The organism is Rhodopila sp. (assembly GCF_965276935.1).
Taxonomy (GTDB): domain Bacteria; phylum Pseudomonadota; class Alphaproteobacteria; order Acetobacterales; family Acetobacteraceae; genus Rhodopila.
In genome coordinates this window covers 379,074-404,833 of the sequence record NZ_CBDIBS010000003.1, presented here as the reverse complement: position 1 = coordinate 404,833, position 25,760 = coordinate 379,074, and the positions used below count along the sequence as shown (strand labels likewise).

Here is a 25,760-nt window from a genome sequence, read left to right as displayed (position 1 = left end):
GGATACCGCACGCCCCAATGTCAGACGTTGTCGTCGTCGAATCGCCTGCCAAGGCCAAGACCATCAACCGTTATCTGGGTGGCGGCTACACCGTCCTGGCCAGCTTCGGGCATGTCCGGGACCTGCCGCCGAAGGATGGCAGCGTGCGGCCGGACCAGGATTTCGCGATGGACTGGGAGTCCGACGTGCGCGGCGACCGGCAGGTCAGTGCCATCGCCAAGGCGCTGAAGGGCGCCAAGACGCTGTATCTCGCCACCGACCCGGACCGGGAGGGCGAGGCGATCTCCTGGCATGTCCGCGCGATGCTGGCGGAAAAGAACGCGCTGAAAGGCGTCGACGTCCGGCGGATCACCTTCAACGAGATCACCCGCAATGCGGTCCGCTACGCGATCGCGCATCCGCGCGAACTCGACCAGCCGCTGATCGAGGCCTATCTGGCCAGGCGAGCGCTGGATTACCTTGTCGGCTTCACGTTGTCCCCGGTGCTCTGGCGCAAACTGCCCGGCAGCCGCAGTGCCGGCCGTGTCCAATCGGTGGCACTTCGGCTGGTCTGCGAGCGCGAAGCCGAGATCGAGATCTTTCGCGCCCGCGAATACTGGACGATCGAGGCCGAGTTCATCACCCCCGGCGGCGCGCCCTTCACCGCTCGCCTGACGCATCTGAACGGCAAGCGCCTGGACCAGTTCGACCTGAACAACCAGGCGCTGGCACTACAGGCCAGGCAGGCGGTCGAGGCCGGGACCTTCTCGGTCGGTTCGGTCGAGCGCAAGCGGGTCAAGCGCAACCCGCCGCCGCCGTTCACCACCTCGACCCTGCAGCAGGAAGCTTCCCGCAAGCTGGGGTTTGGCGCGCAGCAGACGATGCGGCTGGCGCAGGGCCTGTATGAGGGCGTGGAGATCGACGGCGAGACGACGGGCCTGATCACCTACATGCGGACCGATGGCGTGCAGATGGCGCAGGAGGCGATCACCGGCATCCGGGAGCATGTCAACGACAGCTTTGGCGCGCGGTACCTGCCCGCCGCGCCGCGTGAATACACCAGCAAGGTGAAGAACGCGCAGGAGGCACATGAGGCGATCCGTCCGACCGACGTCGCCCGCACGCCGGATCAGGTTGGCCGCGGCCTGAGCACCGAACAGCGCCGGCTGTACGAGCTGATCTGGAAACGGGCGGTCGCATCCCAGATGCAGTCGGCCGAACTGGACCAGGTCAGCGTCGATGTGACCGACAACAAGGGTCTCAAGCTGCGCGCCACCGGCTCGATTGTTGCCTTTGATGGGTTCCTGAAGCTGTATCGGGAAGATACCGACGACAAGGCCGAGGGCGCCGCCGAGGAAGACGACAACCGCATGCTGCCGCCGATGGCGGAGCGCGACCCACTGAAGCGCAACAAGGTGGACGCCAGCCAGCACTTCACCCAGCCGCCGCCGCGCTACTCGGAAGCCAGTCTGGTGAAGAAGCTGGAGGAACTGGGGATCGGCCGCCCGTCCACCTATGCCTCGATCCTGTCGGTGCTGCAGGACCGCAACTATGTGCGGCTGGACAAGCGCCGCTTCATCCCGGAAGACCGCGGCCGCCTGGTCACTGCCTTCCTGGTCAGCTTTTTCGAGCACTACGTGGATACCGGCTTCACCGCGGCGCTGGAAGAGAAGCTGGACGATATCTCCGCCGGTGAGCTCGACTGGCGCAAGGTGATGCACGCCTTCTGGGACGAGTTTTCCCGGGCTGTCGAGCAGACCCGCGACCTGAAGATCAGCGATGTCATCGCCGCGCTGGACCACGACCTGGGGCCACACTTCTTCCCGGCGCGGGAGGATGGCTCCGATCCGCGGGTCTGCGCCGCCTGCGGCAACGGCCGGCTGGGGCTGAAACTCGGCCGCTACGGCAGCTTCATTGGCTGCTCCAACTATCCCGCCTGCCAGTACACCAGGCGGCTAGCGATCAATGTCGGGGACGACCAGGGCGAGACCCTGAAGGAAGGCATGCGCACCCTGGGGCACAACCCGGAAACCGGAGAGGAGATCACGGTCCGCCGCGGCCCCTACGGCCTCTATGTCCAGCAAGGCGAAACTTCCGAGGACAAGAAAGCTCGGCCGAAGCGCACCTCGCTGGCGCGTGGCATGGATGGCGAGCAACTGACGCTGGAGCAGGCGATGGGCCTGTTGTCCCTGCCGCGGGAGATCGGGCTGCATCCGGAAACGCGGGACAAGATCGAGGTCGGCATCGGCCGGTTTGGCCCCTATGTGCGGATGGGCGTGGTGTTCGGCTCGCTCGACAAGGACGACGATGTGCTGGCGATCGGCATCAATCGCGCTGTCGACCTGCTGGCCAAGAAGCTGGCGAGCGTCCGGACCATTGGGCCACATCCGACGGACAAGGAACTGGTGACAGTGCGCAAGGGTCGCTTCGGACCCTACATCCAGCACGCCAAGACGGTGGCCAACCTGCCGCGCGGGGTGGCGATGGAAGATGTGACCCTGGACGAGGCGATCGCGTTGCTGGCCGAGAAGGGCAAGACGCTGAAGCCGCGGGGAGCGGCCGGCAAAAAGGGACGGGCAGGCGTGAAAGCGGCTCCGACCGCCGCGGCGCCAGGCAAGGCAGCCGGTAAGAAGGCCGTGGCAGCCGCTGTCAAGCCGAAGACCGCAGCGACCAAGAAGGCGTCCAAGCCAGGGCGGAAAGCTGCCGCGAAATCGCGCAAGGCACGGCCGAAGGTGACGCAGAGGGCTGCGGAGTAGAGACGACTGGGCCAAAATGGCTGTCGCTGGCAGCTTGACGAAGGTCCGCGGTTACGCCCACGCGTAGAAGGTCGAGGCTAGTGTCCTTGTCAGAAGTTCGCCATAGTGGGCGAACCCTGACCCCGGCCACTCACTGTTTGTTTTCAGTGGTCTGACTGCCCCTCCGTCCGTCACAGGATATGACGAACTTCGGGGGCAGGACACTAGTTCTACTGTGTCAATTCTTCCCTATATGTGAGGTATGACAGGATCGACCGCAAGACAAACCCCGCCGAGTGAGGATCGGTTTGCCTCTTATCTGGGTGGGATCACCAAGGTGTTGAGCCATGCCAGCCGGGTATCTGCGGCACGGGCGTATTGCACGGGGCTGCTGCTGCCGGGTGAGCGCAAGAGCATCGAGCCGATGGCGGCCAGGATGGAACCGGCTCAGGTCCAGGCCGCACATCAGTCGCTGCATCACGTGGTGGCCAAGGCTGAGTGGGATGACGCGGCAATGCTGCATGCGGTGCGCCAGCAGGTGGTGCCGGCGATCGAGCAGCACGGGCCGATTGCTTATTGGATCGTCGATGGCACGTCGTTTCCGAAGAAAGGTCAGCATTCGGTTGGCGTGGCGCGGCAATACTGCGGCCAGCTTGGCAAGCAGGACAATTGCCAGGTCGCGGTCAGCCTCTCGATGGCCAATGATCAGGCCAGCCTGCCGATTGCCTACCAGCTTTATCTGCCCCAGGCCTGGGCTGAGGATCCGATCCGGCGGGCCAAAGCCGGTGTGCCAGAGGCGATCACGTTCCAGACCAAGATGGCGATCGCGCTGGGGCAGATCCGCCAAGCCCGGGCCGATGGCGTGCCGGCCGGTGTGGTGCTGGCCGATGCCGAATACGGTGATGACACCGATTTGCGGGTCGGTGTGGCCGCGCTTGATCTGTCCTACGTTCTGGCCGTGCGCGCGGGCACCAGTGTCTGGCCGCCAGGCTTGGCACCCTTGTCGCCCACTTGGTCCGGCCAGGGACGGCCGCCGCAACGGCTGCGCCGCAGCCCTGAACACCAGCCGGTGTCGGTCAAGGCGCTGGCCGCGGCGCAACCGCTGCGCACCTGGCGGACGGTGACATGGCGTGAAGGCAGCCAGGCCGCGCTGTCCTCGCGCTTCCTCGCCCTGCGCGTCCGCCCGGCCCATCGCGACGAACAGCGCGGTGAACCCTGGCCGGAGGAATGGCTGCTGATCGAATGGCCGCGCGGTGAGGCGGAACCGACCAAATACTGGTTCTCCAACCTGCCCGCGCACACCTCGCTCAAGCACCTGGTGCACACCGCCAAGGCGCGCTGGCGGATCGAGCGTGATTATCAGGAGCTCAAGCAAGAGATCGGGCTCGGCCACTTTGAGGGCCGCGGCTGGCGCGGCTTTCACCACCATGCCAGCCTGTGCATCGCAGCGTATGGCTTTTTGGCAGCCGAGCGCTGTCTTTTCCCCCCTCAGCAGCGATTTGCCCGCGAGCGGATCGCGGCACCTGCGCTACCCCAAGGCTACCAGCCAAGAGGGGCCGCCCATCCGGCCTGAGCGCCATGTGGCGCACTCGATTACCTCGGTTCGCCGCCGGCTCACCGTTGGCCTCATCCAACACCTGCCACGATGCCCATGTTGCTTGCAGGCCAAACCCCACAGCCGAAATCAGAAAATGACACAGTAGAACTAGTACCTCTCTGCACAGAGGTTTTGACGGATTAAATGACGGGCTGTTTGCATGACCGCCATCGGTAAGCGGGAGGCGCTGCGGAAGAGCCAGGTCCGCCAACCGCGGCGCGAGATGACTGCTCGCCGCCTCAGATCTGGGCCGAGCCGCCATCCACGAACAGCTCGCTGCCGTTCACAAAGCTGCTCTCGTCAGAGGCGAGAAACAGTGCAGCACTAGCAGTCTCGTCTGGCGTGCCGAGACGGCCGAGCGGTGTTGCGGCCTTGGTCATCGCCACCATCTGCTGGCTCTGTCCTTGCGACGACGCCAGATCGTGCCAGCCGGGCGTCGACGTGGCGCCGGGCACCAGCACATTGACCCGGATGCGTCGAGGCGCCAGGTCGACGATCCAGCCACGCGCGAAACTGCGGATCGCTCCCTTCGTCGCACTATAGACGCTGAAGGCCGGCAAGCCGGTGGTGGCAGCGGTGGAGCCCGTCAAAATAATCGAGCTTCCGTCACTCAGCAGCGGGAGTGCCTTCTGGACCGTGAACAGTGTGCCTTTTACATTGGTGGCGAAAGTACGGTCGTAATGATCTTCCGTAATCTCGCCTAGCGGCATGAATGTTCCGCCCCCCGCATTGGCGAATAGCACGTCGATAACGCCCGCTTCTTCACGGGCGATCTCATAGAGCCGGTCGAGGTCGGCCAGGTTCGACACGTCGCCTTGCACGCCACGGACATCACCGCCCACCTCGCGAACGGCACTGTCGAGTTCCGCTTGGCGGCGGCCAGTGATGAAGAGGCGCGCGCCCTCGCGGGCGAAGCGTCTCGCCGTCGCGAGACCGATTCCGCTGTTCGCGCCGGTCACGACGGCGACCTTGCCTTCAAGTCTTCCCATGAGAGTATCCTTCCGGAGAGCCCCACCGGGGCCGATACCAGAGACGTAGGCAGGCGCTTTCTTCGCGTCTAGAACCTACCTGAAGGTAAGTATGGGATGATGGCAGTGGCGGAGCATGATGTCATGTGCGGCCTGGACGTGGCGCTGGCTGTGATCGGAGGCAAATGGAAGCCGCTGATCCTGTTCCATCTCGGCAGCGGTCCTCGGCGCTTCGGTGAGCTGCGCCGGCTCGTGCACGGCATCAGTGAAAAGGTCCTGATCCAGCACCTCCGGGAGTTAGGGAGCGACGGCATCCTGAGCCGCACAGACCACCGGGAGATCCCGCCGCGTGTGGATTACGCGATGACCGAGTTCGGGCGCACGCTGGCGATCGCGCTTATGCCGCTCTGTGCCTGGGGCGACGCGAACCGGGAAAGCGTTGATGCAATCCAAAGACTGCAACGGGCGCAAGAGGAGCAGCCAGCATAGCTGCTCATGCGCGTCAAAACCTTTGTGCAGAGGTACTAGTTCTCCAACGCCAGCCTGCCGACCGTCACCGGCTTGGCCTGCCAGTTACCGGGAAACAACGCCTGCAAGTTGCGGACCTTCGGCATGTCGTTGAAGGCGATGTAAGGCATGTCGGGGTGCCGATCCAGGTAGTCCTGATGATAGGCCTCCGCCGGATAGAACCGTGCGGCTGGATCAATTCGCGTCGCGATGGGCCGCTTGAATGGATGCGCCGCGTCAAGCTGCGCGATATAGGCCCGTGCGATCCGCTCCTGCTCCGGCCCGCTCACGAACAGCTCCGAGCGATACTGCGAGCCCCAGTCTGGTCCCTGCCGGTTGACCTCGGTCGGATCGAGCGCCACCGAGAAGAAAATCCGCAGCAGCGTTCCGTAGCTGACCCGCGTGGGGTCGAAAGTGACGCTGACGGATTCGGCGTGCCCGGTATCGCCGGAACTGACCTGCTCGTAGGATGGGTTGACGACGGAGCCGCCGGCATAGCCGGAAACCGCCTGCGTCACGCCCTTGATGTGCTGGAACACGCCCTGCACGCCCCAGAAGCAGCCGCCAGCAAAAATCGCCGTCTGCGGGGCAGGATCGTTCGAGGCCATGTCAATGGCGGGTGGAGGCAGCGGACGTGCCACGTCGTCGGCACGGACCGGGGCAAGCCACCAGTTCAGTGTCACTACGCCCAGAACGGCGGCCGCGGCGACGGCACCTGCCTTGGTCATCGCGCGTCGGATCATCGTGGATCTCCTGTCGACAATATTTCTTCTATCATGGTTGGCCGCCTCTGTCGTGCATCGTTCCCATATCCAGGTGTTGAGGGGGAACAAGGCGGGGGCGCCACCCCTTGACCCCGTCAAGGGCTGACGCCCTTGAAACCCGTCAAGGGGTCTGGAAAGGGTCTGGTCATCCCCTGCGTCCGGCGGACAATATCGGCGAACTTCGGCAGCACATGCGCCTTTGGCATATGAAGACAACACGAGCAGGCGCCGGGTGACACGCGTTAAGAGCGCCATCGATGTGCACAAGATCGTTCGTGCCGCCGTTAGTCCCGGTTGATGAAGTTTATAAGAATGCTGTTGCCACGACGGGTTCTGATCGCCGGCTTGCCCCTGATCGCTGCGGGAGCATCCCGCGCCGAAGTGCCACCGGTGCAAGTGTACGCCGCCACGACACTTCGCTCGGCGCTCGATCCCGTGCTGGCAGCTTGCCGCGACACCGGCGCGGCCGCGGTCGGGATCTATGCACCGACCCCGGTGCTGGTTCGCCAGTTGGCCGCCGGCGCCATCGCGGACATTCTGTTGACGGCCGATCCGGACTGGATGGATGAAGCCGACCGGCAGGCACTTATCCAGCCGGCAACCCGGTCGAATCTGCTGTCAAACGATCTCGTGCTCGCTGGCCCGGTTGGCATCCCTGTCGCGGGAACCATCACCGAGTCCTTCCCGCTAGAGGCGCTGCTCGATGGCGAACGGCTTGCCATGTGCGACCCGGATCATGACCCCGCCGGCCGCTATGCCAAGCAGAGCCTTCAGGCGCTGGGCTTCTGGCGGATGGTCGCACCGCGTATTGCTGTCGCGGAAAGCTCCCTGGCGGCGGTTACGCTCGTTGATCTGGGGGAAGCGCGTGCGGCGATCTGCTTCAAGACCGATATGCATGGCGCCGATCATGCGGCCATCGTGGGAATTTTTTCATCGCGAACCCACGCGCCCATCGTCTATCCCGTGGCATTGACGCACAACACGCGCGCGCCCAGCGCGGCCGATGTGCTCAGGTTCCTGCGGACGTCTGACGCGCTGACGATCTTCACCCGCTTCGGCTATCAGCCGACGACCTGAAGCCGGGGGGTTGATATGTCAAACCAGCCGCGAGCGGCCTTCGATCAAGCCAGCAGGCGACGCGGTGCGGCACCGGGTTGGTGCATGAACCGACGCATGTCCCGCCGGTGTGGAATAGCGGCTACTGTCACCTTCGACATCCCTCACAACCTGAATGTAGGTCCTCGATGATCGAGAGCATCAGCGCCGTTAGCCTCGCGACGCATGACATGGCTCGCGCTGTCCGCTTCTACACCATGCTGGGCTTCGGCCTGATCCGTGGCGGCGAGGGCGAAGCGTTCAGCAGTTTCCGGGCCGGAGCGAGCTACCTGAACCTGACGCGGCAACCCAAGGGCCGCCACTGGGTCTGGTGGGGTCGCGTCATCTTTTACGTGTCGGACGTTGATGCACTGCATGCCATGGTCATTGCAAACGGCTATCAACCGGATACGGCGCCGCGTGATGCTGCCTGGGGCGAGCGCTACTTTCGCCTGACTGATCCGGACGGGCACGAGCTCAGCTTCGCCCGGCCGCTGGATTAGAATCCGTCTTATCAAATGAACCGGCTATACAACCAATCAGGCCAGTTGGCTGCACTTTGATACGCCGGGCCTCACGCTGCGGCGGCATGCCGATCATCCGCGAGATGAAGCCCAATCCAATCCATGGCCTGCTTGACATGGTCAAGCGTGACCGGGTCCTGCCGCAGGGCGATCGCTTGAGTGGTTGAGGGATTCCCGTGCGGGCTAGAATCGGATTCATAGGAAGCCTCTCATCAGGAGGTCTCTATGTCCATGCCAAGCCAGCCCTGCTTCTTGTCCCACTTCGCGGCCCTCCGGGACCCGCGCCAAGCGACGAAGGTGCTATATCCTCTACCGGAAATCCTGTTGCTGATGCTCTGCGGGACCATCGCCGGTGCGGACGACTTTGTCGAAATCAGCCTGTGGGGCAGCGAACGCCAGGGCTTCCTCCGCCGTTTTCTGCCGTTCAAGCACGGCATCCCGAGCCACGACACATTGTGCGACGTGATCGCGGCGATTGATCCTGAGCTGTTCAAGACATGTTTCCTGACCTGGGTAGACGGGTTGCGGACTGACACGCCCGAGATTATCGCGATCGATGGCAAGACCTCGCGTCGCAGCCATGCCCGCGGCAAAGGGCGTCTGCCGCTGCATACGGTGTCCGCCTGGGCGACGCGTCAGCGATTGGTCCTTGGACAAGAGGCGGTGTCGGCGAAATCCAATGAGATCACCGCCATTCCTGTGCTGCTGCGTCGTCTGGAACTGGCCGGCGCGTTGGTGACCATCGATGCCATGGGCACGCAGAAGGAGATTGCCCAGACGATCATCGAGGGTGGTGGCGATTACGTGCTGGCCTTGAAGGAGAACTGGCCAGCGACCTATGCCGAAGTGGAAACCGTCTTTGCCGATCCACCACCAACGCTGACGCTGCAAAGCTTCGAGACCGTCGATGGCGACCATGGCCGGATCGAAACCCGCCGCCATACGATCTGCCACGACATCGACTGGCTGTTCGCCGAGCGGCGTCATCCGGGCGAATTTGCATTCCCTGGCCTGACCGCCATCGGCATGATCGAAAGCGAAACCGAGCGGGGCGGCGTTATCCAGACAGAAACCCGATACTACCTGTGCTCAACCAAACTCAGTGCCGAGACCCTCGCCAGGGTCGTGCGGAGCCACTGGGGCATTGAGAACCGGCTGCACTGGGTGCTGGATGTGGTATTCCACGACGATTTGGCGCGCCTGCGCACCGCTCATGGCCCTGCCAACATGGCGGTCGTGAAACATACTGCCATGAATTTACTGAACCAGGCGAAACCCGTCACCAGCTTTAAGAACCGCCGTAAAAAGGCCGGCTGGAATCAGGATTATCTGGAAAACGTCATCCGGCGCATCGCATGAGACACTCAAGCGATTCCCCTGGGTCCTGCCGGAACGCCAACGCCATCACGTGATCCCTGACACCCACCACGCGTGAGGACACCTCGGCGCCACCGCCTGGAAGCCGCAGCAGGATTTCCGTGCCGTCGTCGCATAGCCAGTCACAACCGACCGCGATGCCGCCTAGCGAGATGTTGATGACTGTCGCCGCAGCCGGGTCATTTGTCGCGGTGCGAAGATGCGCCTTGGCGCCGCGGCCGGAAATTCGCTCGTAATTGCGGCGCTCGCCGGACTGCTGGCTGGCGTTCATGGCGGTCGAGAAATGGTCGACCTCCTCGCGCAAGGTGCCGGACATCCGCATGACCTGATCGGCGACCGCGAGGACAGCCTGGCTCGACTGACCTGATCGTTCGGCCGTGCTTGAGGCGTCGAGCATGGCGCGGGTCGCCTTGTTGGTGGCCTGGGCGACTTCATTCACCTGTGTCGCGATCTCCCGCGTGGCGGAGCCTTGCTCCTCGACCGCGGTGGCAATCGCGGTCGCGACATCGCTGACGCGGCCGATGGCCTCGGTGACCTTGTGCACCGCGCCGGCCACTTCACCCGTGGCGGTCTGTATGGCGGCGACCTGAACGCCGATCTGTTGCGTCGCCTGAGCCGTCTGCGTCGCAAGCTGCTTCACCTCGCTCGCCACCACCGCGAAACCCTTGCCGGCCTCTCCGGCGCGTGCCGCTTCGATCGTCGCGTTCAGCGCCAGCAGGTTGGTTTGTCCGGCAATGCTGTTGATCAGGGCGACCACCGCGCCGATCTGTCCGGCGGCCTCGCTCAGGCTGTGCATGGTCGTATCCGTGGCCCGCGCCTGATGAACAGCGTCTTCCGCCGCCTGAGAGGCTTGATTGACCTGACGGAAGATCTCGCTCACGCTTGCTGTCAACTGTTCAGTGGCGGCGGCGACACGTGACAGGTTGTGCGAGGATTGTTCCGCATCAGACACGGTCGCCGCCATGTCCTTATGCGTGGCCTCGGCTGCTTCGACGGTCTCGCCCGCCGCCTTGCGCATGTTCTCGGCGGAGCCGACCAGCCCCGTCAGTACGCCGGAAACGGACTTGCTGAAGTCTCGCGTGACCTGGTCCTGGGCGATCTGTCTGCGCACACCGGCTTCATGGTCCGCCGCCGCCTGCGTCTCCAGGATCTGCGCCCGCTGCGCCTTCAGCCGCAGCATCTCAACCGCTCGGCCGATCTCTCCAAGCTGGTCCGTGCGATCGGCACAGGGCACGGGAAGGTCAAGATGGCCATCGCTGATCATGCCGACAGAACCGGCGAGCTGCCGCAACGGCCGCATGGTCGCGCGCAGGATAGACCAGCCAACCGCGCCAACCACCAGGATCACGACCAGGGCGGCAACCGAGCCATGCCAGATGATCTTGTCCACCACGTCCTGAACGGTTGCGCTCGCCACGCCGACAAACAGGATCCCGACCTGCTTGCCGGCCATATCGCGCAACGGTTCGTAGACGGTAAAGTAGGAAACGCCAAGGATATTGGCCGTGCCGCGATAGGACTTGCCATGGCTGATCACTGCATCATACGCAGGCCCGGCGGCAAGCTTCGTGCCGGTCGCGCGCCCACCGCCAGGTCGTGGCACCGTCGTCGCGATGCGCGTATCGCCGGCGAATACGGTGACCACCCCGTGGGTGATGTTGCCGACATCCTCGACCAGCCTGTCGAGCCCACTGACGACCTGACTGCCCTGCATCAGCTTGCCATCATCGCTCAAATGCCAATCGGAGCCATACGGGAGCAGGGCTTCCTTGAGGACCGCGAGATTGAGGGCGAGCCGTACCTGCGCGGAATCCCGTTCGGATTGTCCAATGACATGCAGCGTCCATGTCTGCACCACGGCGACCGCGACCACAACTGCCAGAATCGACGCCATCAACAAGCGCGGGACGATGCCGACCCGATTGGCACGGTGCCTTAAAATGCCGGAGAATTCAAACACTGTGGGAATCCTAATTGCGTCGGGAACCGATAATACGTCGATGTTTCATTATCCCTCAGCATCAACTTGTTGGTCAACTTTTTTGCGAACGGCTCGCTAAAAAAAATCCATTGATCACGATTCGGTCGTGTGCAGCGGCACGCCGTGTTTCCGCCGCCCCGGTGGGCCCGCGCGCGATGTGTAGCATTCACTTGTCGGTAAACCTGCAACTCGGCTGAAAACGCCGTGAGACAGATGGAAGTCGTTCAGTATTGAACCCTCAGCCGCGATGGCGGACATTCCAGAACAGCGGCATTACGGTCGGCACGCCTTCCAGCGCATTGCCGTGTTTCGTCAGCTAGAAAGAACTCGCCGAGCGGGACACATGGAACATCAATGAAGGCCGGTGCCTGGATTGCCGCGGCGAGGTGTTTCCGTGCCGCCAGGTCGGGAACGCGTCGCGCTTCGCTTAGCGACGGATGCTGGCGACGCAGTCCCGGACGAGCACCGGCGTGTTATTGTGGAACAGCAGCCCATCTCGCAGGCGCAGCCGCCAGATGTGGCCGGCCTGCTCGGTGACCGCACCCTTGATCATTCGCGGCTGGACACGAAACGAACTGCCCTGGCCGTAGAGCGTATCGAACACCGGGTGGCCGTGGTTGCGGGTAACATAGACGGATGTCCATACAGGATCGAGCGCGGTCAGGTCCGATGGAGGAATAAACCGCGGAACTTGCTCGTTCTCGGCACGAACCAGCCTGCGCGCGGCCAGGGCGCCCGCCGCCGCCGTCAGACGTTTCGGCCGCTTCATCAAGGTCCAATGAACAGATCGTTCCAGCAATTGCCACGTGAGGCGGATGTGCGCCAAGCATTAAAACAACGTGGCCTGCCTTGTCGGCGCTGTGGATGCCTGTTGAAGTGAGGCGCCCCTAAGGAGTCGCCATGCTCACCCTCTGCGGTATTGTCATTGTCGTTGTTGGCTTCGTCGCCGGCATCAATCCGCTGCTGGTCGTCACGGTCGCCGCGCTGGCAACCGGGCTGGCGGCCGGGCTGAACATCGTGGCCGTGATCTCCGCCCTCGGGCACGCCTTCACCACGAACCGCTACGTTGGCATCGTCTGGCTGGTGCTGCCGGTCATCGGTCTGCTGGAACGCGCCGGATTGCGCGAACGCGCGCAGGTGCTGATCGCGCGGTCCCGGCAGGCGACCACCGGACGCGTGCTGATGCTGTACTTCGTGGTGCGGCAACTGTCCGCCGCGCTGGGCCTGACCGCGCTGGGCGGCCAGGCGCAGATGGTGCGGCCGCTGATCGCGCCGATGGCGGAGGCCGCGGCCGAACGCCGCTTCGGCCCGCAGACGACGGAAACCAACTACCTGATCCGCGCCCACGCTGCGGCGGTGGACAACATCGCCGTGTTCTTCGGCGAGGACATCTTCATCGCCATAGCGTCCATCCTGCTGATCAAGGGCTTCCTGCAGACCAACGGCATCAATGTGCAACCGCTGCACCTCAGCGTCTGGGCGATGCCGACCGCCGCGCTGGCGCTGGTTGTTCACGTCTGCCGACTTTTTCTGCTGGATCGGCGCCTGCGACGCCAGGCGGAGACGGCGGAGCCGGCGTTAGTAACGCCGCCGGCGGAGCGCGCGCCATGATCACGCTGCCGATGATCTACGATCTGGCGGGGCTGATGTTCGCCGCCGTCGCGATCGAGGCGGCGCTCGACCGGGCAAACCCGCGGCGCTTCCTCAGCGCCGGTTTCTGGGGGCTGTATGCCGTCAGCTTCGGCGCTGGCTCCTATCTGCCGGACCTGGCGAATGGCGTGCTGGTGCTGGTCATGGTGGCGCTGGCGGCGCTTGGCCTCGGCCGCGGCGCACCACCCACCACGACGCCGGCGCAACGCGTCGCCGGTGCCGAACGTTACGGCAATGCGCTGTTCGTGCCGGCGCTGCTGATCCCCGGCGTCACGCTGATCGGTTCGCTGTTGCTGAAATCGGTGGTGATCGGCGGCCGCCCGCTGATCGACCCCACGCAGGCGACGCTGATCTCCCTCGGCTTGGGCGTGGTCGTCGGGCTTGCGGCGGCCCTGCTCCTGCTGCGTCCCCCCGTACTGGCCCCGGTGCGGGAGGCTCGGCGGCTGGTCGAGACGATCGGCTGGGCAGCGGTCCTGCCGCAGATGCTGGCGGCACTTGGGGCGGTGTTCGCGCTGGCAGGTGTCGGCACCGTCATCGCCGGACTGCTGAACGACTACGTGCCGCTGGACACGCGACTGCTGGTCGTGGCCGCCTACGCGATCGGCATGGCGCTGTTCACCGCCATCATGGGCAACGCCTTCGCCGCGTTCCCGGTGATGACGGCGGCGATTGGACTGCCCCTGGTGGTGCATAAATTCGGCGGCGATCCCGCGGTGGTTTGCGCGATCGGCATGCTGAGCGGATTTTGCGGCACCCTGGTCACGCCGATGGCCGCCAACTTCAACATCGTGCCTGCGGCGCTGCTGGAGCTGCCGGATCGGAATGGCGTGATCCGGGTGCAGGTGCCAACCGCGTTGATCCTTTTGTTGGGAAACATCATCCTCATGTATCTCCTGGCCTTCCCGCGATGACGCAGCTTACGCCCGATCTGGCGGATCGGTTCGCCGGCCTGGCTCTGGGTCATGTCACGCGCGAATATCCGAACAAGCTGGACCATGTGCTGTCCGGGCCGCAGGACGCACGCGGCCCGCGTGACCTGCATCCGGTGTTCTACGGCAGTTTCGATTGGCATTCCTGTGTGCATGGCTACTGGATGCTGGCGCATCTGTACCGGCAATTTCCCGCCATCCCCGTGGCTTCGGCGATTCGTGCCTTGTTCGACGAACATCTGGTGCCTGAACGCGTCGCCGGGGAGTGTGCCTATCTGGGCCGCCCCGGCGCGCTGGGGTTCGAGCGTCCCTATGGCTGGGCCTGGCTGCTGAAGCTCGCGGCCGAACTGGCGCTGCATGACACGCCAGAGGGGCGGGCATGGTCCGCCGCCTTGCAGCCTCTGGCGGCTCTGTTCGCCGAGAAGTTCAGGACGTTCCTGCCGCTGGCGACCTACCCAATCCGCGCTGGTGTCCACTCCAGCACCGCGTTCGCGGTCCGTCTGGCGCTGGACTATCCCGACCCCGCGCTGCGAGCCCTGTTGATCGAGACCGCTCGGCGCTGGTATCTGGCGGACGCCGACTGCCAGGCCTGGGAGCCCGGTGGCGACGAGTTCCTGTCGCCCGCGCTGATCGAGGCCGAGTGCATGCGCGCCGCTCTGCCGGCGGCGGAATTCCGGCCGTGGTTCGCGCGCTTCCTGCCGCGGCTTGACCGGCGGGAGCCGGCGACGCTGTTCACGCCGGCAACGGTCAGCAATCGGGCGGATGGCAAGATCGCACACCTCGACGGGCTGAACCTGAGCCGAGCGTGGTGCTGGCGGGCGTTGGCGGGGTTGACGGCGGACCCGGCGGCGGTGCGGCAGACGGCCCAGGCGCATATCGATGCGAGTCTGCCGCATCTTGGGGATGATTACATGGGCGAACACTGGCTGGCGAGCTTCGCCGTGCTGGCGCTGGAATAGAGAGTTGTCGTACCCCATGCGGCGCTGCCAAGGTTTTCGAACGGTAGCGGCGGTGTGCCAGGCACAGTCGCTTGATTCCCACATGACAGTTAACAATCCCGTGGCGCCATGCACTGGCTTTACTAAATAGACGAAAGCGGCGAAATGCGTCGCGGCTCCTCACGGGATTTGTGAAGACAACCCGCTTTCCGTCGATCCGTTGATTCCATATCGGATCGCACAACGTGCGGTTCGTTTCTTACAACCACAAAAGAGGGACTCCAGTGGCCGAACAGCAACATAAAGGCCATCCGGGCAATTTCGCCGAAGATCGTGAGAAGGCGTCCCGGGCCGGTCATACCGGCGGCCAGCACAGTTCGGGCAACTTTGCCAATGATCGTGAGCGGGCGGCGGAGGCTGGCCGCAAGGGCGGCCTATCGGGCCGCGCCGTCACCGGCGGCAGACATGAGCAGCAGGTTGCCAACGAGCAGCACGGGTCGGAGCACAATCCTGGTGTTTTTGCCGAAGACCATGAGAAGGCCGCCGCGGCCGGCAGGAAAACTGGACGTGCGTCGGATCGATTATAGACTGCATTCTGGCAGAAGGGGTCTTACATGAGTGACAATCCGAGTGGTGTCAGCAATCTGCGCGAGGTCCGCGCGACATTCAGCGATCCACAACACATGCAGGACGCGGTCAGCAAATTGTCGCTGTCGGGTTTCGACCGCGCTGACCTGACTCTGCCCACCCAGGGTCATTCACTGGACGAGGCAGCTTCGGAAAGCGCGACCAAGCCCGCTTCCACGGGGGTGGACGCGCAACAGGCAAGGGCCCTCGGCGGCGGTACGGTCGGCGCCGCCGTGGCGTTGGCGGCCGCTGGTATTACAATCGCGACAGGCGGTGCCGCGGCGCCCGCTATAGCGGCCGCTGTCGTGGCGGGTGGCGCCGCGGGCGGTGCGACGACGGCTGTCATTGGCGCCGGGTCAGGTGCGGAGCAACAGGCTCGGGAAGCACAAGCCGCCGAGGGCGGGCTGATGCTGTCTGTTCGAACGCGTACGGCAGCCAATGTGGCGGAAGCTACGAACATCCTGCGCGCGGCGGGCGCGACGAATATCGAGACGATTGAATAGGACACCGAGCCATTCAGGTCGGCGTCGCGTGATCTTCCCGGATCATCGCGGCGCCTTTCTCCGCGATCATGATGGTGGGCGCATTCGTGTTGCCGGTCGTCAGCGTCGGCATCACCGAGGCATCGATTACTCGTAATCCCGCCACTTCATTTACCCGGAGCCGCTGATCCACGACCGACGAGGGTCCTTCGCCCATTCGGCAGGTGCCGACCGGATGATAGATCGTGGTGCCGAAACGGCGGGCGTAGTCCAGCATGGCATCGTCCGTCGTGACTTCCGGGCCGGGCAATGTCTCCACGACACTGTGCCGGGCGATCGAGGGGGATGAGAATATGTCGCGGGTGAAGCGCATGCCGGCGATCAGTACCCGCGCGTCGTTTGGATCAGATAAATAGTTTGGCGTAATGACAGGCGCCGACGTCGGATCCGGACCGCGCGCCATGACTGTTCCCCGGCTGTCGGGGCGCACCGGACAGACCGCGACTGTCATGCCATCTTCCTGCTCCAGCGCACCAAACCTTGCCGCGTCGTAGCTCGCAGGCGTGAACAGAAGCTGCAGGTCGGGGCTGGCTTTTTCCGATGAGGATCGACAAAATACCTGGACTGTCGTGACACCGAAGGTCAGTGCGCCACGGCCTTCAATCGCGAAGCGCAAAGCCTCCCGCGCCAGGCGGGTGCCGCGCGACAGCTTGTTGATCGAGATGGAATTTCGCACCCGATGGGAAATCCTGGCGATGTAATGATCCTGCAGGTTGGCGCCGACGCCGGGCAGGTGATGGACGACCGGGACCCCGATTGATTGCAGATGCTCCGCCGGTCCGACGCCTGAAATCTGCAGCAGGTGCGGCGAATTGACTGTCCCGCCGCACAAGATCGTTTCTTTCGCGGCGCGCACCTCGTTATCCTTGCCGTGCTGCCGGAAAGCGACGCCGACGCAGCGCTTCCCCTCGAACAGCAGCCTGGTTGCGAGTGCCTCGGTTTCCACTTGCAGGTTTGGGCGGCCCCGCGCTTGCTTCAGGAAGGTCTGCGCGGTCGAGCCGCGCCAGCGCCCCTTGCGCGTCATCTGCGAATAGCCGACGCCTTCCGGCTGCCGTCCGTTCAGGTCCTTGCTGAACGGATGACCGGCCTGCTGCGCTGCCTCGATAAAGCGGTGCGTCAGCGGCAGGATCGTGCGGTAGTCCTCGACCTTCAGCGGGCCAGCCTTGCCGCGATAGTCAGGATCGGAACCCTGCTTGTAGTCTTCTGACTGGCGGAAGTACGGCAGGACATCGTCGAAGCTCCAGCCACGGCAGCCCATCTGTGCCCAGCCGTCGAAGTCGGCGGGATTGCCGCGCACATACAGCATCCCGTTGATTGAGCTCGACCCGCCCAGGGTCTTACCACGCGGCCAGTGGATGCGCCGTCCGGCGCTGCCCGCCGTTGCCTCGGCGCTGTAGTTCCAGTTGACAACAGGATGGTGCAACAGCTTCAGGACGCCGGCCGGGATGTGGATCCACGGCAGCGAGTCCCTTGGGCCGGCTTCCAGCAGGATCACCCTGGCACCGGTTTCGCTCAATCGAGCGGCGACGACGCAACCGGCCGATCCGGCGCCGACGACGATGTAATCCGCCTGCATCGGCCTCAGACCTGGTTTGGGCGCGGCAGGGCCTCGCCGGCGAAGAAGCGGCGGGGGTTGTCGAGCAGGATCTGGTCGATCTCGTGTCCCGACAGGCCACGTTCCTTCAGCATCGGCACAAAATTGGTGAACAGATAGGTGTAGGGCGGCGGCCATTCGCCATCCGCCCGCAGCGCCTCGATGCGCGCCTGCTCCTGGTCCGAGATCTGGCGGGGGAACTTGCCCAACCAGCCGCAATAACGATCCTGGCTCATCATGATCTGCGCGTGATGCCCGCTTCTGACCAGGCGGACCAGGTTGTCGGCACGCACTTCGTCCGGCTGGAACCGCAGCAATCCAATGCGGTCGAAGCCGATGTAGGACCCGCCATCGACGATGCGGCGGTGATAGGCCGGATCGGCATTGCCGCAGCAATGCCCGATCAGGCAGCGGTGCGCCGGCACGCCGCCCGCCGCGAAGGCCGTCTGCTGGTCCGGGCCGGCACAGCCGTCCTGGGTATGGGTGATGATCGGCACGCCGGTGGCCTGCTGCGCGATGCAGGCGGCTTCCAGGAATTTGTGCTCCAGCGGCGTGATGGCGGGCGCCCCGGTGGCGACCTTGATGGCGCCGGCCTTGATGCCGGTCGTGGCGATGCCGTGCGTGATCTCGCTTATATACAATTCCGCGATCTCCTGCACCGTGCGGGCGCGCCAATAGACCGGCAGGCCCAAGTCCTCGAAATAAAAGCCAGTGGTGCACACCACGTTGAGCTCCGACTTCTCGGCGATTTCGCGCATCAGACCAGCGTCGCGGCCGAGTTCGATCGGACAGGGATCGACGAAGCTTTGCACCCCATGCTCGATACGAAGCTGCCGCAGGCGCCGCACCGCCTCGACAACAAAGCCGGCGCGGTCGAAGCGCGCGGTGGGGTCGAATTCCGCGCCTGGAAAGGCAATGAACAGATGCTCATGCATCAAGGTGCGGCCGAGTTGATCCAGGCCGATCGGGCCGGTGACCGTTTGAACCCGCATGTGTCGTTTCCCCCGGTTCTACAGCGTGCCGGTGATGTCCTGCCAGAGCCGCCGGCCTTCGCCCCTGGGATCGTTCTCGATTCGGCAGACCTTGTCCAGGATCAGTGTTGCCCTGGTGCGTGCGTCATAGGCCGGCCAGTCCGGGATCGAGGCGTGCCGCGGCGTGCCGTTGCGCGCGAACGTCGCCCACACCGACGACATGGTATCCGACAGCGCCTGTGCTTCCCTGCTGCCGCCGGTGGCGTTGGTCAGGTCCAGGGTGTTGAAGGTGAACGGCACGTCCATCGCATGTGGCGCTTTCAGACGACCGCCGAGCACCGGGGTTTCCCAGTCGAAGGAGTACATCCAGACTGGGGCTCGGTTTTTTGCCGCACGTCGTTGCGCGAGCACCAGCGATCGAATGCGAAAATTGCTGTCAGTGGTGATCGCGATCAGCCGCTCCGCCGGGTTTAAATGACCATACAAACGACTATACAGATCGAGCACACGATCGGTTTGCGTGCCGGCAATGCTGGCCACCTTCTCGCGCATCTGCTGTTCCGTCAGCGTGCGGTGCCAGACGCGCTCATCGACTGCCAGGAAGTTGGCGGTCTCGTCCTTCATGTCGCCGATGATCAGCGGGATGTCGGCGGAGACATCCGGCGCCGTTGGGTCGAACGGGTGCGCCGGCAGCAGGTCCCCATCCACCACCGGCCCAAACGGATATCGGTCGAACAGCAGGGTGGGCGAGGGGCCAAGCGCCTGTTGCGCCGGTCCGATGGCGGCGAGAAGCTGCTCGACCGAAACGGTCTGCAGCGCATCGATCGTCGCGGCTGACGATCCCAGGTGCTGGCGCACGCATTCGGTCAGCGCCAGTGCGCGTTCCCGGGTCCGCAGCCGCACCGCCGCGCCGCTCTGGATGATCGCACGATGGAACAACCCCGCCGCCCGCGGCATTGCCAGCAGCGTGCTGACCTTTCCGCCGCCGCCGGATTCGCCGAATATCGTGACGTTGCCGGGATCGCCGCCAAACGCGACGATGTTGTCCCGCACCCATTCCAGCGCGGCGATCATGTCCAACGTCCCGGCATTGCCAGAGTGCCGGAAGGCTTCGCCGCCGAACGCCGACAGATCCAGATGGCCGAAGATGTTCAGCCGCTGGTTAACCGACACCACCACGACATCGTTGCGCCGTGCCAGCCGTGTGCCCCGCAGGCGGGGCGCATTCGCATTGCCGTAGGCGAAGGCACCGCCGTGGAACCACACCATGACCGGCCGCCTCGCCGCCGGATCTGCTGCTGGCGTCCAGATATTGACCGTCAGGCAGTCTTCCGTTTCGGGCGAGGCATCCGGCGCGCCGGAGAAGTCCGCCAGATCGGGGATCGGCACCGGTGCCAGACCGGCTTGTGGCGAGTGTCCGGTGAAGCTGGTGCAGTCGCGCAGGCCGGACCAGGCGGCCGGCGGACAGGGCGGCAGGAAGCGATTCATCCCCGAAGTGGCGGCCGCATAGGGAATGGTTCTGAACGAAACAATCTGTTCATCGACAACGCCAAGCACCTTGCCGGCCGTCGTCTCAACGATCTGGTCCATTTCCGTCCTCCCCCGCGTGACGGAGCACAGCATGCCGGACGAGACGGCGGGTAGGGAAGGGCGGACGGGCCAATTGAGACGCGGTCGGCATTCAAGGGCGAGGCACTTGTCGTCATCAGGCGATCCGTCGCCGGTGCGACCACACCCAGGCCATCGTCGATGGCAATCCGCTTGCGCCAGAATCGGTCAGCCTGTGGAATACTCGCGTACCGCAGCGAAAGGGTGATGCATGATCAAGCAGCCGGTGAAATACCAGGATTTCCAGGACCCCCAGGCGCATCCGCGCTATACCGGCATCGCGACCTTCTTCCGCACGCCGCCATCACAACAGGCTGATCAGGTGGATATCGGCATCATCGGCGTTCCGTTCGATGGCGGCGTTACCAACCGTTCGGGCACCCGCCACGGTCCCCGCGCGGTGCGCGAGCAGTCGACATTGCTGCGGCGGATCAACGGCGCGACCCGCATCGCCCCGTTTGCCACGGCGCGCGTCCGTGACCTGGGCGACTGCTGGATCGAGCAGCCATACGAGTTGCAGACGGCGTTGCGGGAAATCGAGACATTCTTCCGGAGCCTGACCGGCGCGGGGATTGTGCCATTGTCGGTCGGCGGCGACCACGCGATCAGCCTGCCGATCCTGCGCGCGGTGGCGGCCAACGGCCCCATTGGCATGATCCACATCGATGCCCATTGCGATACCGGCGACGACTACATGGGCTCGCGCTTTCATCACGGCGCCCCGTTCCGGCGCGCGGTGGAAGAAAACCTGCTCGATCCGCGACGGGTGATCCAGATCGGCATTCGCGGCACGACAAATGATCCCGACCTGTGGGGCTTTAGCCAGCGCAGCGGCATGCGTGTGCTGCCGATGGAGGAGTTCGCCGACCGCGGCTGGCTTGCCGCGGCCGAGGAAGCCCGTCGCATCGTCGGCGGCGGTCCGGTCTACCTCAGCTACGACATCGACAGCCTTGATCCCAGCCAGGCACCTGGCACCGGCACACCCGAAGCCGGCGGCATCACCGTGCTGGAGGCGCTGCGTCTGCTGCGCGCATTGCGCGGCATCGACTTCGTGGGCGGCGACCTGGTGGAGGTCTCGCCCCCCTTCGATGTCGGCACGTTGACGGCGTTCAACGGTGCGTCGATCCTGTTCGAGATTCTTTGTCTTCTCGCGGAAGCAAGGGAGATGCGTCAGGCAACGCACTGAACATGTCCAGCGTGTTGCCTGGACCATGATCGTTCGAGACTGCATTTCCCACCGGTGCCCGATCATGGCGCACCGCTTTGCCTTGCAGATCCGGTGCCGGCACGGTCCAGCGCGACTGCATGCTTCAAGACCCTTTGCGAGACAGGTTCGCCAGCAACGCCGGGATGAACACCAGAGTGGCCACCAATGTGCACGCCAGGCTGATCAGCAGGAGCTTTCCCATGCTCGCTGTCCCTGGGTGCGCCGACATCGTCAGCGACCCGAATGCCGTGCCCGTCGTCAAGGCCGAGAACAGAATGGCTCTGGCTGTGGCACTTCCCAATGGATTGCGTAGACCGGCCCGCCAGTTCATCACGAAATAGATATTGAATGAGACGCCTACGCCCAGCAACAGCGGCAAGGCGATGATGTTGGCGAAATTCAACGGCAAGGGCAGTGTCACGGCAACCAGCAGGGTCAGCAGCGCCGACAGCAGCAGCGGTGCCATGACCAGCACGACATCAAGCAACCGGCGCAGCAGCACGAACAGGATAATGGCGATTGCTATCAGCGCGTAGATCGCGGCGGAGCGAAACGCCCCGGTGATCGTGTTGCTGGTTGCCTCGATTGTCACCGCGGAGCCGCCGGCATTCGGCGCGATCGCGCTGACAGCCGCAACGAATCGCCGCAGGCCGCTCGGCGTATGAAACTCGGGCTTCGGATTAACCTGGATCCGCGCGCGCCCGTCAGGCAGCAGCCAGTCGCGCGCGAAATCAGCCGGGATCGAGGCCAGGGTGATCGGCTGCGCGCTCAAAGCCAGCCGCAGATGATCAAGCTGTTCAGGTAAAAACCGCGTCAGTTCTTTATTGGTGATATTCAAAACCGCATCCGAGGCGGTTTCCATTTGCCGCAGGTCATTGGCGAGCAACGCGAGGGCGTGGTCGGGCGGCAGCTTCTTCAGTGCCGGATCGATCTGGGCCAGTGCGGCTTTTGCCGCCATCCTCATTTCATTCGGCGTGGCCGGCGCGGGCGTCCCACGTGGCGCCAGCGTCGGCGCCAGAATACTGTTGGCGTCCGCGATCACCGCCAGCTTCTTCGCCTGATCATCCGGAACGAAACTGTTGATGCTGATCACCTGCGACACCTCCGGCAAGACCTTCAAACGGTCCGTCAGTGCCGCCGCCGCTTTCGCATTCGGCGCGAGGATGTCGATCGTGTACGGGTTGGTCACCGGATTGTTGATCAGGTCATGCAGCGTGCGTACCGCCTCGGTATTCGGGTTCTTTGTCGCCAAGGGATCGGAGTTGAACACCAAGAACGGCGAGGATGCGACCGCGGCGACCGCCAGCAGCGCGGAGACCAGCAGGATTGGCCGACGCCAGCGGACGACAACTGGGTCCATCCGCGCCGCCCAGGCAAAGCCGACCTCGGCCTGTTCGCCAGGTGGCCGGAACAGCGTGATCGCCGCCGGCAGCAACCCCAGCGTGCAGATAAATGCGATGATCATGCCGCCACCGGCGATCAGCCCAAGCTCCGCCACGCCGGAGAAATCGGTCGGCACGAAGGCCAGGAACCCTGCCGCCGTGGCCAGCGCGGCGATCAATATCTGCACCCCGACGCGGCGCGCCGTCTCGGTCATCGCCGCAGCCGCATCGCCGGTTTCAAATCGATACTCGCGGAAGCGGACCGAGAACTGGATCGAGAAATCAACCGCGATGCCGACAAACAGCACGCCGAAGCCAACCGACACCAGATTGAGCGTGCCCACCGCGACGGCGGCGAACAGCACCGTCAGCATGAGGCCGAGCGTGAGGGTCATGAGGATTGGAAGGATGAGACGCCAGGTGTGAACGGCGAGGAACAGCCACAGGGTGATCAGCATGACGCTGCCGATCAGCTCCTGCACCGCGCCTTGCGCGACCGAGGCGAATTCCTCGTCGGCCAGGGCCACCTGCCCGGTAATCCGAACCTGCGCGTCGCCGGCTTTGACGTAGGGAAGATCGGCAATGATGGCGCGCATCGCCTGGGTCGCCGCGCCGCCCGGTTCCAGCGCGCCGTAATTCTGCTTCGGCTGCGCCAGGACGAACCGGTAGGGACCAGCCAGGTCAGACAGGCTGCCGCCGAGTAGCGCCTGCCACGACAGCGGTGTCGGGTGCCCGGACAGCGCGTCCGCCATCGCCTGGTGGAAGCCGAGGATTGGCTTCACATACGCCGTCAGGTCGGCGCCGACCTCGGTGACGCCCATGCCCAGCAAGGACAGGGCGGCGAACAGACCACGCGCGGACGGATCAGCGACAAGCTGGCCCAGAAAAGGCTGCGCGTCGATCGTCTGATCCATCAGGGCGGAAAGCTGCTTCAGCGACAGAAACAGCAGACCTTCCTTTTGCAGGAACGGTGAGGCGTCCGGCCGACGGACAGTCTCGAAACGCGCGGTATCCGCGCTCATTCGGTGTGCCAGCTCCGCCGCGGTCGCTTCGGCTTCTTCCGGGATGCGCGCATCGACCACGGCGACCAGCAGGTTGCGGAACTGCGGGAAGTCCTTGTTCATCTCGGCGGCGTGCTGCCGCCAGGGCAGGCGGTCCGAGAACAACAGGTCGGTGTCGGTGGTGACGCCGAGGTGATTGGAGGCAAACCAGGCGGAAAACGCCACAAGGACAACGCCTGCCAGCACGAACGACACGGCGTTGCGGCGGCTAAGATCGACCAGGCTTACGAGAAGTCGGATCAGCATCGACAGGGCGTGTCTCTAAAGTGGTCGGCCCTGATAGTCGCTCCGCCGAGCCGGGTCTATCGGTTTTGCCGTCGTGGTGGAACGCTGTGTCAGGATGCGCTTGAGTGGAACACGACAGCCGGCTATAGCCGCCGGCTTGCGCGGCCGGTCGGGATCGGCGGCGCCAGAACGAAGGACACCTGATCATGAAGACCGGCATTCATCCTGAATATCATGAGATCAAAATCGTGATGACCGATGGCAGCGAATTCACCACTCGGTCCTGCATGGGCAAGCCAGGCGACACGCTGCGTCTGGACATCGATCCGAAGTCTCACCCGGCCTGGACCGGCGTGCAGCGGATCATGGACAGCGGCGGACAGGTCGCGAAGTTCAACAAGAAGTTTGCCGGGCTTGGCATAAAGAAATAGCGTCAACTGGGGTGCCGTTTTTTGCACGCAGCGCCTTGAATACGCGACTTTACCAGCTTAAATCCTGCGTTGTCGGATACGCCCTCTGGGGTTTCCGAGCTTTTGACGGGTTGGCCCACCGGGCAACCTAACAGCAGACCTTGCTTTGCAGGAGGTTTTCATGACTCGCGTTGACTTTGCACCCCTATTTCGCACCGCCATCGGCTTCGACCGCCTTGCTCGGCTTGTTGATACAGCAGCTTCAATGCCTGAAGCGCAGTCCTACCCCCCCTACAATATCGAGAAGACCGGAGACGAAACCTATCGGTTGACGATGGCTGTCGCCGGTTTCCGTCCCGAGGAAATCGATCTGACGGTCAAGGATAACACGCTGTTCATTTCAGGACGCGTGTCAGACGAAGGCCAGCGGGCGGAGATTCTCTATCGCGGTATCGCCGGACGGGCGTTCGAGCGGCGCTTTGTGCTTGCGGACCATCTGGTCGTGGAAGGCGCGGACTTGCAGCACGGCTTGCTGCATGTTGGTCTGAAGCGTGTCGTGCCCGAGGCGTTGAAGCCCCGTAAGATCACAATCGGCAGTTTGCCTGCCGCCGAGGCACTTCCAGGTGCGTCGACTCCGGCCGAGATCGCCAATGACCCGCAGGCGCCAGTAAAGGCAGCCTGATCAGCGGCAGCCGTTTCGAGTTTCAGGAAAGGGGGTCGGTTATCCGGCCCCCTTTTACTCATCTCGGCTTGAAAAAAGCGTCGGCGGCGCTTCGGTGGCCCTGCTTACGGCCAATATCCGCTTCCACGCGGGCAATTTCCTCCGTTAATTCACCGATGTAGGCGCGGAGTTCATCGACCCCGAGACTATCGAGAACAAGTGCCTCCAGCCGACGCCGCTTGCGCACCGGCAGGTCATCGTCGTGTGCCATATGTCATACCTCCCGATTCAAGATGGCCGATTCAAGATGGTTCCCTGGGTGCCCACCCTTTAACGTGCCAGCCATGCGTGCTGGGCGACACATTAGCGTCAGGATCGGCTTGACCCACCTCTTTCACCTTGTCATATGGCTTACTTGGTCGCGTTCA

23 protein-coding genes are annotated in these 25,760 nt (G+C 64.0%); 14 read left to right on the top strand and 9 right to left on the bottom strand.

The window, feature by feature from the left end:
* The first annotated feature begins 17 nt into the window (after nt 1-17).
* Together topA and ACQY4S_RS09710 are read left to right on the top strand one after the other, a co-directional pair.
* Nucleotides 18-2,735 carry a type I DNA topoisomerase gene (gene topA, locus ACQY4S_RS09715; protein ID WP_428484999.1) on the top strand — a complete coding sequence of 906 codons (2,718 nt, stop codon included), beginning with the start codon at nt 18-20 and terminating at the stop codon, nt 2,733-2,735.
* A 241-nt stretch (nt 2,736-2,976) separates the two neighbouring features.
* A complete protein-coding gene (locus ACQY4S_RS09710) occupies nt 2,977-4,287 on the top strand; it encodes an IS701 family transposase (protein ID WP_428484998.1) in 1,311 nt (436 codons plus the stop codon).
* Nucleotides 4,288-4,550: 263 nt separating this feature from the next.
* Here the strand turns inward: ACQY4S_RS09710 and ACQY4S_RS09705 are convergent, their stop codons facing one another.
* The gene (locus ACQY4S_RS09705; protein ID WP_428484997.1) at nt 4,551-5,270 is read right to left on the bottom strand and encodes an SDR family NAD(P)-dependent oxidoreductase; all 720 of its coding nucleotides are present in this window, start codon (nt 5,268-5,270) and stop codon (nt 4,551-4,553) included.
* A 126-nt stretch (nt 5,271-5,396) separates the two neighbouring features.
* On the opposite strand from ACQY4S_RS09705, the gene ACQY4S_RS09700 reads away from it, so the two are divergent.
* The gene (locus ACQY4S_RS09700; protein WP_428484996.1) at nt 5,397-5,768 is read left to right on the top strand and encodes a winged helix-turn-helix transcriptional regulator; all 372 of its coding nucleotides are present in this window, start codon (nt 5,397-5,399) and stop codon (nt 5,766-5,768) included.
* A 35-nt stretch (nt 5,769-5,803) separates the two neighbouring features.
* Here the strand turns inward: ACQY4S_RS09700 and msrA are convergent, their stop codons facing one another.
* Complete coding sequence (gene msrA / locus ACQY4S_RS09695; protein WP_428484995.1) at nt 5,804-6,529, bottom strand: peptide-methionine (S)-S-oxide reductase MsrA; 726 nt, start codon at nt 6,527-6,529, stop codon at nt 5,804-5,806.
* Nucleotides 6,530-6,862: 333 nt separating this feature from the next.
* On the opposite strand from msrA, the gene modA reads away from it, so the two are divergent.
* The 3 genes from modA (at nt 6,863) to ACQY4S_RS09680 (ending at nt 9,528) form a co-directional block, all read left to right on the top strand.
* Nucleotides 6,863-7,627: a molybdate ABC transporter substrate-binding protein gene (gene modA, locus ACQY4S_RS09690; protein WP_428484994.1), complete on the top strand. Its 765-nt coding sequence runs from the start codon at nt 6,863-6,865 to the stop codon at nt 7,625-7,627.
* 167 nt (nt 7,628-7,794) lie between these two features.
* Nucleotides 7,795-8,148, top strand: coding sequence for a VOC family protein (locus ACQY4S_RS09685; protein ID WP_428484993.1), 354 nt, complete (start codon nt 7,795-7,797; stop codon nt 8,146-8,148).
* A 246-nt stretch (nt 8,149-8,394) separates the two neighbouring features.
* Nucleotides 8,395-9,528, top strand: coding sequence for an ISAs1 family transposase (locus ACQY4S_RS09680; RefSeq protein ID WP_428484992.1), 1,134 nt, complete (start codon nt 8,395-8,397; stop codon nt 9,526-9,528).
* Here ACQY4S_RS09680 and ACQY4S_RS09675 read toward each other — a convergent pair.
* Both ACQY4S_RS09675 and ACQY4S_RS09670 read right to left on the bottom strand, forming a co-directional pair.
* Nucleotides 9,509-11,506, bottom strand: a complete 1,998-nt coding sequence (locus tag ACQY4S_RS09675; RefSeq protein ID WP_428484991.1) for a methyl-accepting chemotaxis protein — start codon at nt 11,504-11,506, stop codon at nt 9,509-9,511. The two genes, ACQY4S_RS09680 and ACQY4S_RS09675, sit on opposite strands and share 20 nt — an antisense overlap.
* Before the next feature lie 448 nt (nt 11,507-11,954).
* The gene (locus ACQY4S_RS09670; RefSeq protein WP_428484990.1) at nt 11,955-12,296 is read right to left on the bottom strand and encodes a hypothetical protein; all 342 of its coding nucleotides are present in this window, start codon (nt 12,294-12,296) and stop codon (nt 11,955-11,957) included.
* 131 nt (nt 12,297-12,427) lie between these two features.
* On the opposite strand from ACQY4S_RS09670, the gene ACQY4S_RS09665 reads away from it, so the two are divergent.
* The 5 genes from ACQY4S_RS09665 (at nt 12,428) to ACQY4S_RS09645 (ending at nt 16,174) form a co-directional block, all read left to right on the top strand.
* On the top strand, nt 12,428-13,138 hold the full coding sequence (locus ACQY4S_RS09665; protein ID WP_428484989.1) for a DUF969 domain-containing protein: 711 nt from the start codon (nt 12,428-12,430) through the stop codon (nt 13,136-13,138).
* Nucleotides 13,135-14,088 (top strand): DUF979 domain-containing protein, encoded by a 954-nt coding sequence (locus ACQY4S_RS09660; protein WP_428484988.1) that lies wholly within the window; start codon nt 13,135-13,137, stop codon nt 14,086-14,088. The genes ACQY4S_RS09665 and ACQY4S_RS09660 overlap by 4 nt, the downstream gene beginning before the upstream one ends.
* On the top strand, nt 14,085-15,065 hold the full coding sequence (locus ACQY4S_RS09655) for a DUF2891 domain-containing protein (RefSeq protein WP_428484987.1): 981 nt from the start codon (nt 14,085-14,087) through the stop codon (nt 15,063-15,065). The genes ACQY4S_RS09660 and ACQY4S_RS09655 overlap by 4 nt, the downstream gene beginning before the upstream one ends.
* A gap of 224 nt (nt 15,066-15,289) precedes the next feature.
* Entirely contained in the window at nt 15,290-15,631 is a 342-nt protein-coding gene (locus tag ACQY4S_RS09650; RefSeq protein WP_428484986.1) for a general stress protein, read from the top strand.
* A 27-nt stretch (nt 15,632-15,658) separates the two neighbouring features.
* Nucleotides 15,659-16,174 (top strand): hypothetical protein, encoded by a 516-nt coding sequence (locus ACQY4S_RS09645; RefSeq protein ID WP_428484985.1) that lies wholly within the window; start codon nt 15,659-15,661, stop codon nt 16,172-16,174.
* 13 nt (nt 16,175-16,187) lie between these two features.
* Here ACQY4S_RS09645 and ACQY4S_RS09640 read toward each other — a convergent pair whose 3' ends face one another.
* The 3 genes from ACQY4S_RS09640 to ACQY4S_RS09630 are packed head-to-tail and all read right to left on the bottom strand — an operon-like array spanning nt 16,188 to nt 20,368.
* Nucleotides 16,188-17,789 (bottom strand): GMC family oxidoreductase, encoded by a 1,602-nt coding sequence (locus ACQY4S_RS09640; protein ID WP_428484984.1) that lies wholly within the window; start codon nt 17,787-17,789, stop codon nt 16,188-16,190.
* 5 nt (nt 17,790-17,794) lie between these two features.
* The gene (locus ACQY4S_RS09635) at nt 17,795-18,799 is read right to left on the bottom strand and encodes a phosphotriesterase family protein (protein WP_428484983.1); all 1,005 of its coding nucleotides are present in this window, start codon (nt 18,797-18,799) and stop codon (nt 17,795-17,797) included.
* A gap of 18 nt (nt 18,800-18,817) precedes the next feature.
* Nucleotides 18,818-20,368, bottom strand: coding sequence for a carboxylesterase/lipase family protein (locus ACQY4S_RS09630; RefSeq protein WP_428484982.1), 1,551 nt, complete (start codon nt 20,366-20,368; stop codon nt 18,818-18,820).
* Between the two features lie 229 nt (nt 20,369-20,597).
* Between ACQY4S_RS09630 and speB the strand changes: the two genes are divergently transcribed.
* Nucleotides 20,598-21,572: an agmatinase gene (speB, locus tag ACQY4S_RS09625; RefSeq protein WP_428484981.1), complete on the top strand. Its 975-nt coding sequence runs from the start codon at nt 20,598-20,600 to the stop codon at nt 21,570-21,572.
* Between the two features lie 124 nt (nt 21,573-21,696).
* Here speB and ACQY4S_RS09620 read toward each other — a convergent pair whose 3' ends face one another.
* On the bottom strand, nt 21,697-24,282 hold the full coding sequence (locus tag ACQY4S_RS09620) for an MMPL family transporter (RefSeq protein WP_428484980.1): 2,586 nt from the start codon (nt 24,280-24,282) through the stop codon (nt 21,697-21,699).
* A gap of 185 nt (nt 24,283-24,467) precedes the next feature.
* Between ACQY4S_RS09620 and rpmE the strand changes: the two genes are divergently transcribed.
* Nucleotides 24,468-24,692 (top strand): 50S ribosomal protein L31, encoded by a 225-nt coding sequence (gene rpmE / locus ACQY4S_RS09615; protein WP_428484979.1) that lies wholly within the window; start codon nt 24,468-24,470, stop codon nt 24,690-24,692.
* A 160-nt stretch (nt 24,693-24,852) separates the two neighbouring features.
* Nucleotides 24,853-25,353: an Hsp20 family protein gene (locus ACQY4S_RS09610; RefSeq protein WP_428486251.1), complete on the top strand. Its 501-nt coding sequence runs from the start codon at nt 24,853-24,855 to the stop codon at nt 25,351-25,353.
* A gap of 58 nt (nt 25,354-25,411) precedes the next feature.
* On the opposite strand, the gene ACQY4S_RS09605 is transcribed toward ACQY4S_RS09610, so the two are convergent.
* The gene (locus tag ACQY4S_RS09605) at nt 25,412-25,603 is read right to left on the bottom strand and encodes a DUF1192 domain-containing protein (RefSeq protein WP_428484978.1); all 192 of its coding nucleotides are present in this window, start codon (nt 25,601-25,603) and stop codon (nt 25,412-25,414) included.
* Nucleotides 25,604-25,760 lie beyond the last annotated feature (157 nt).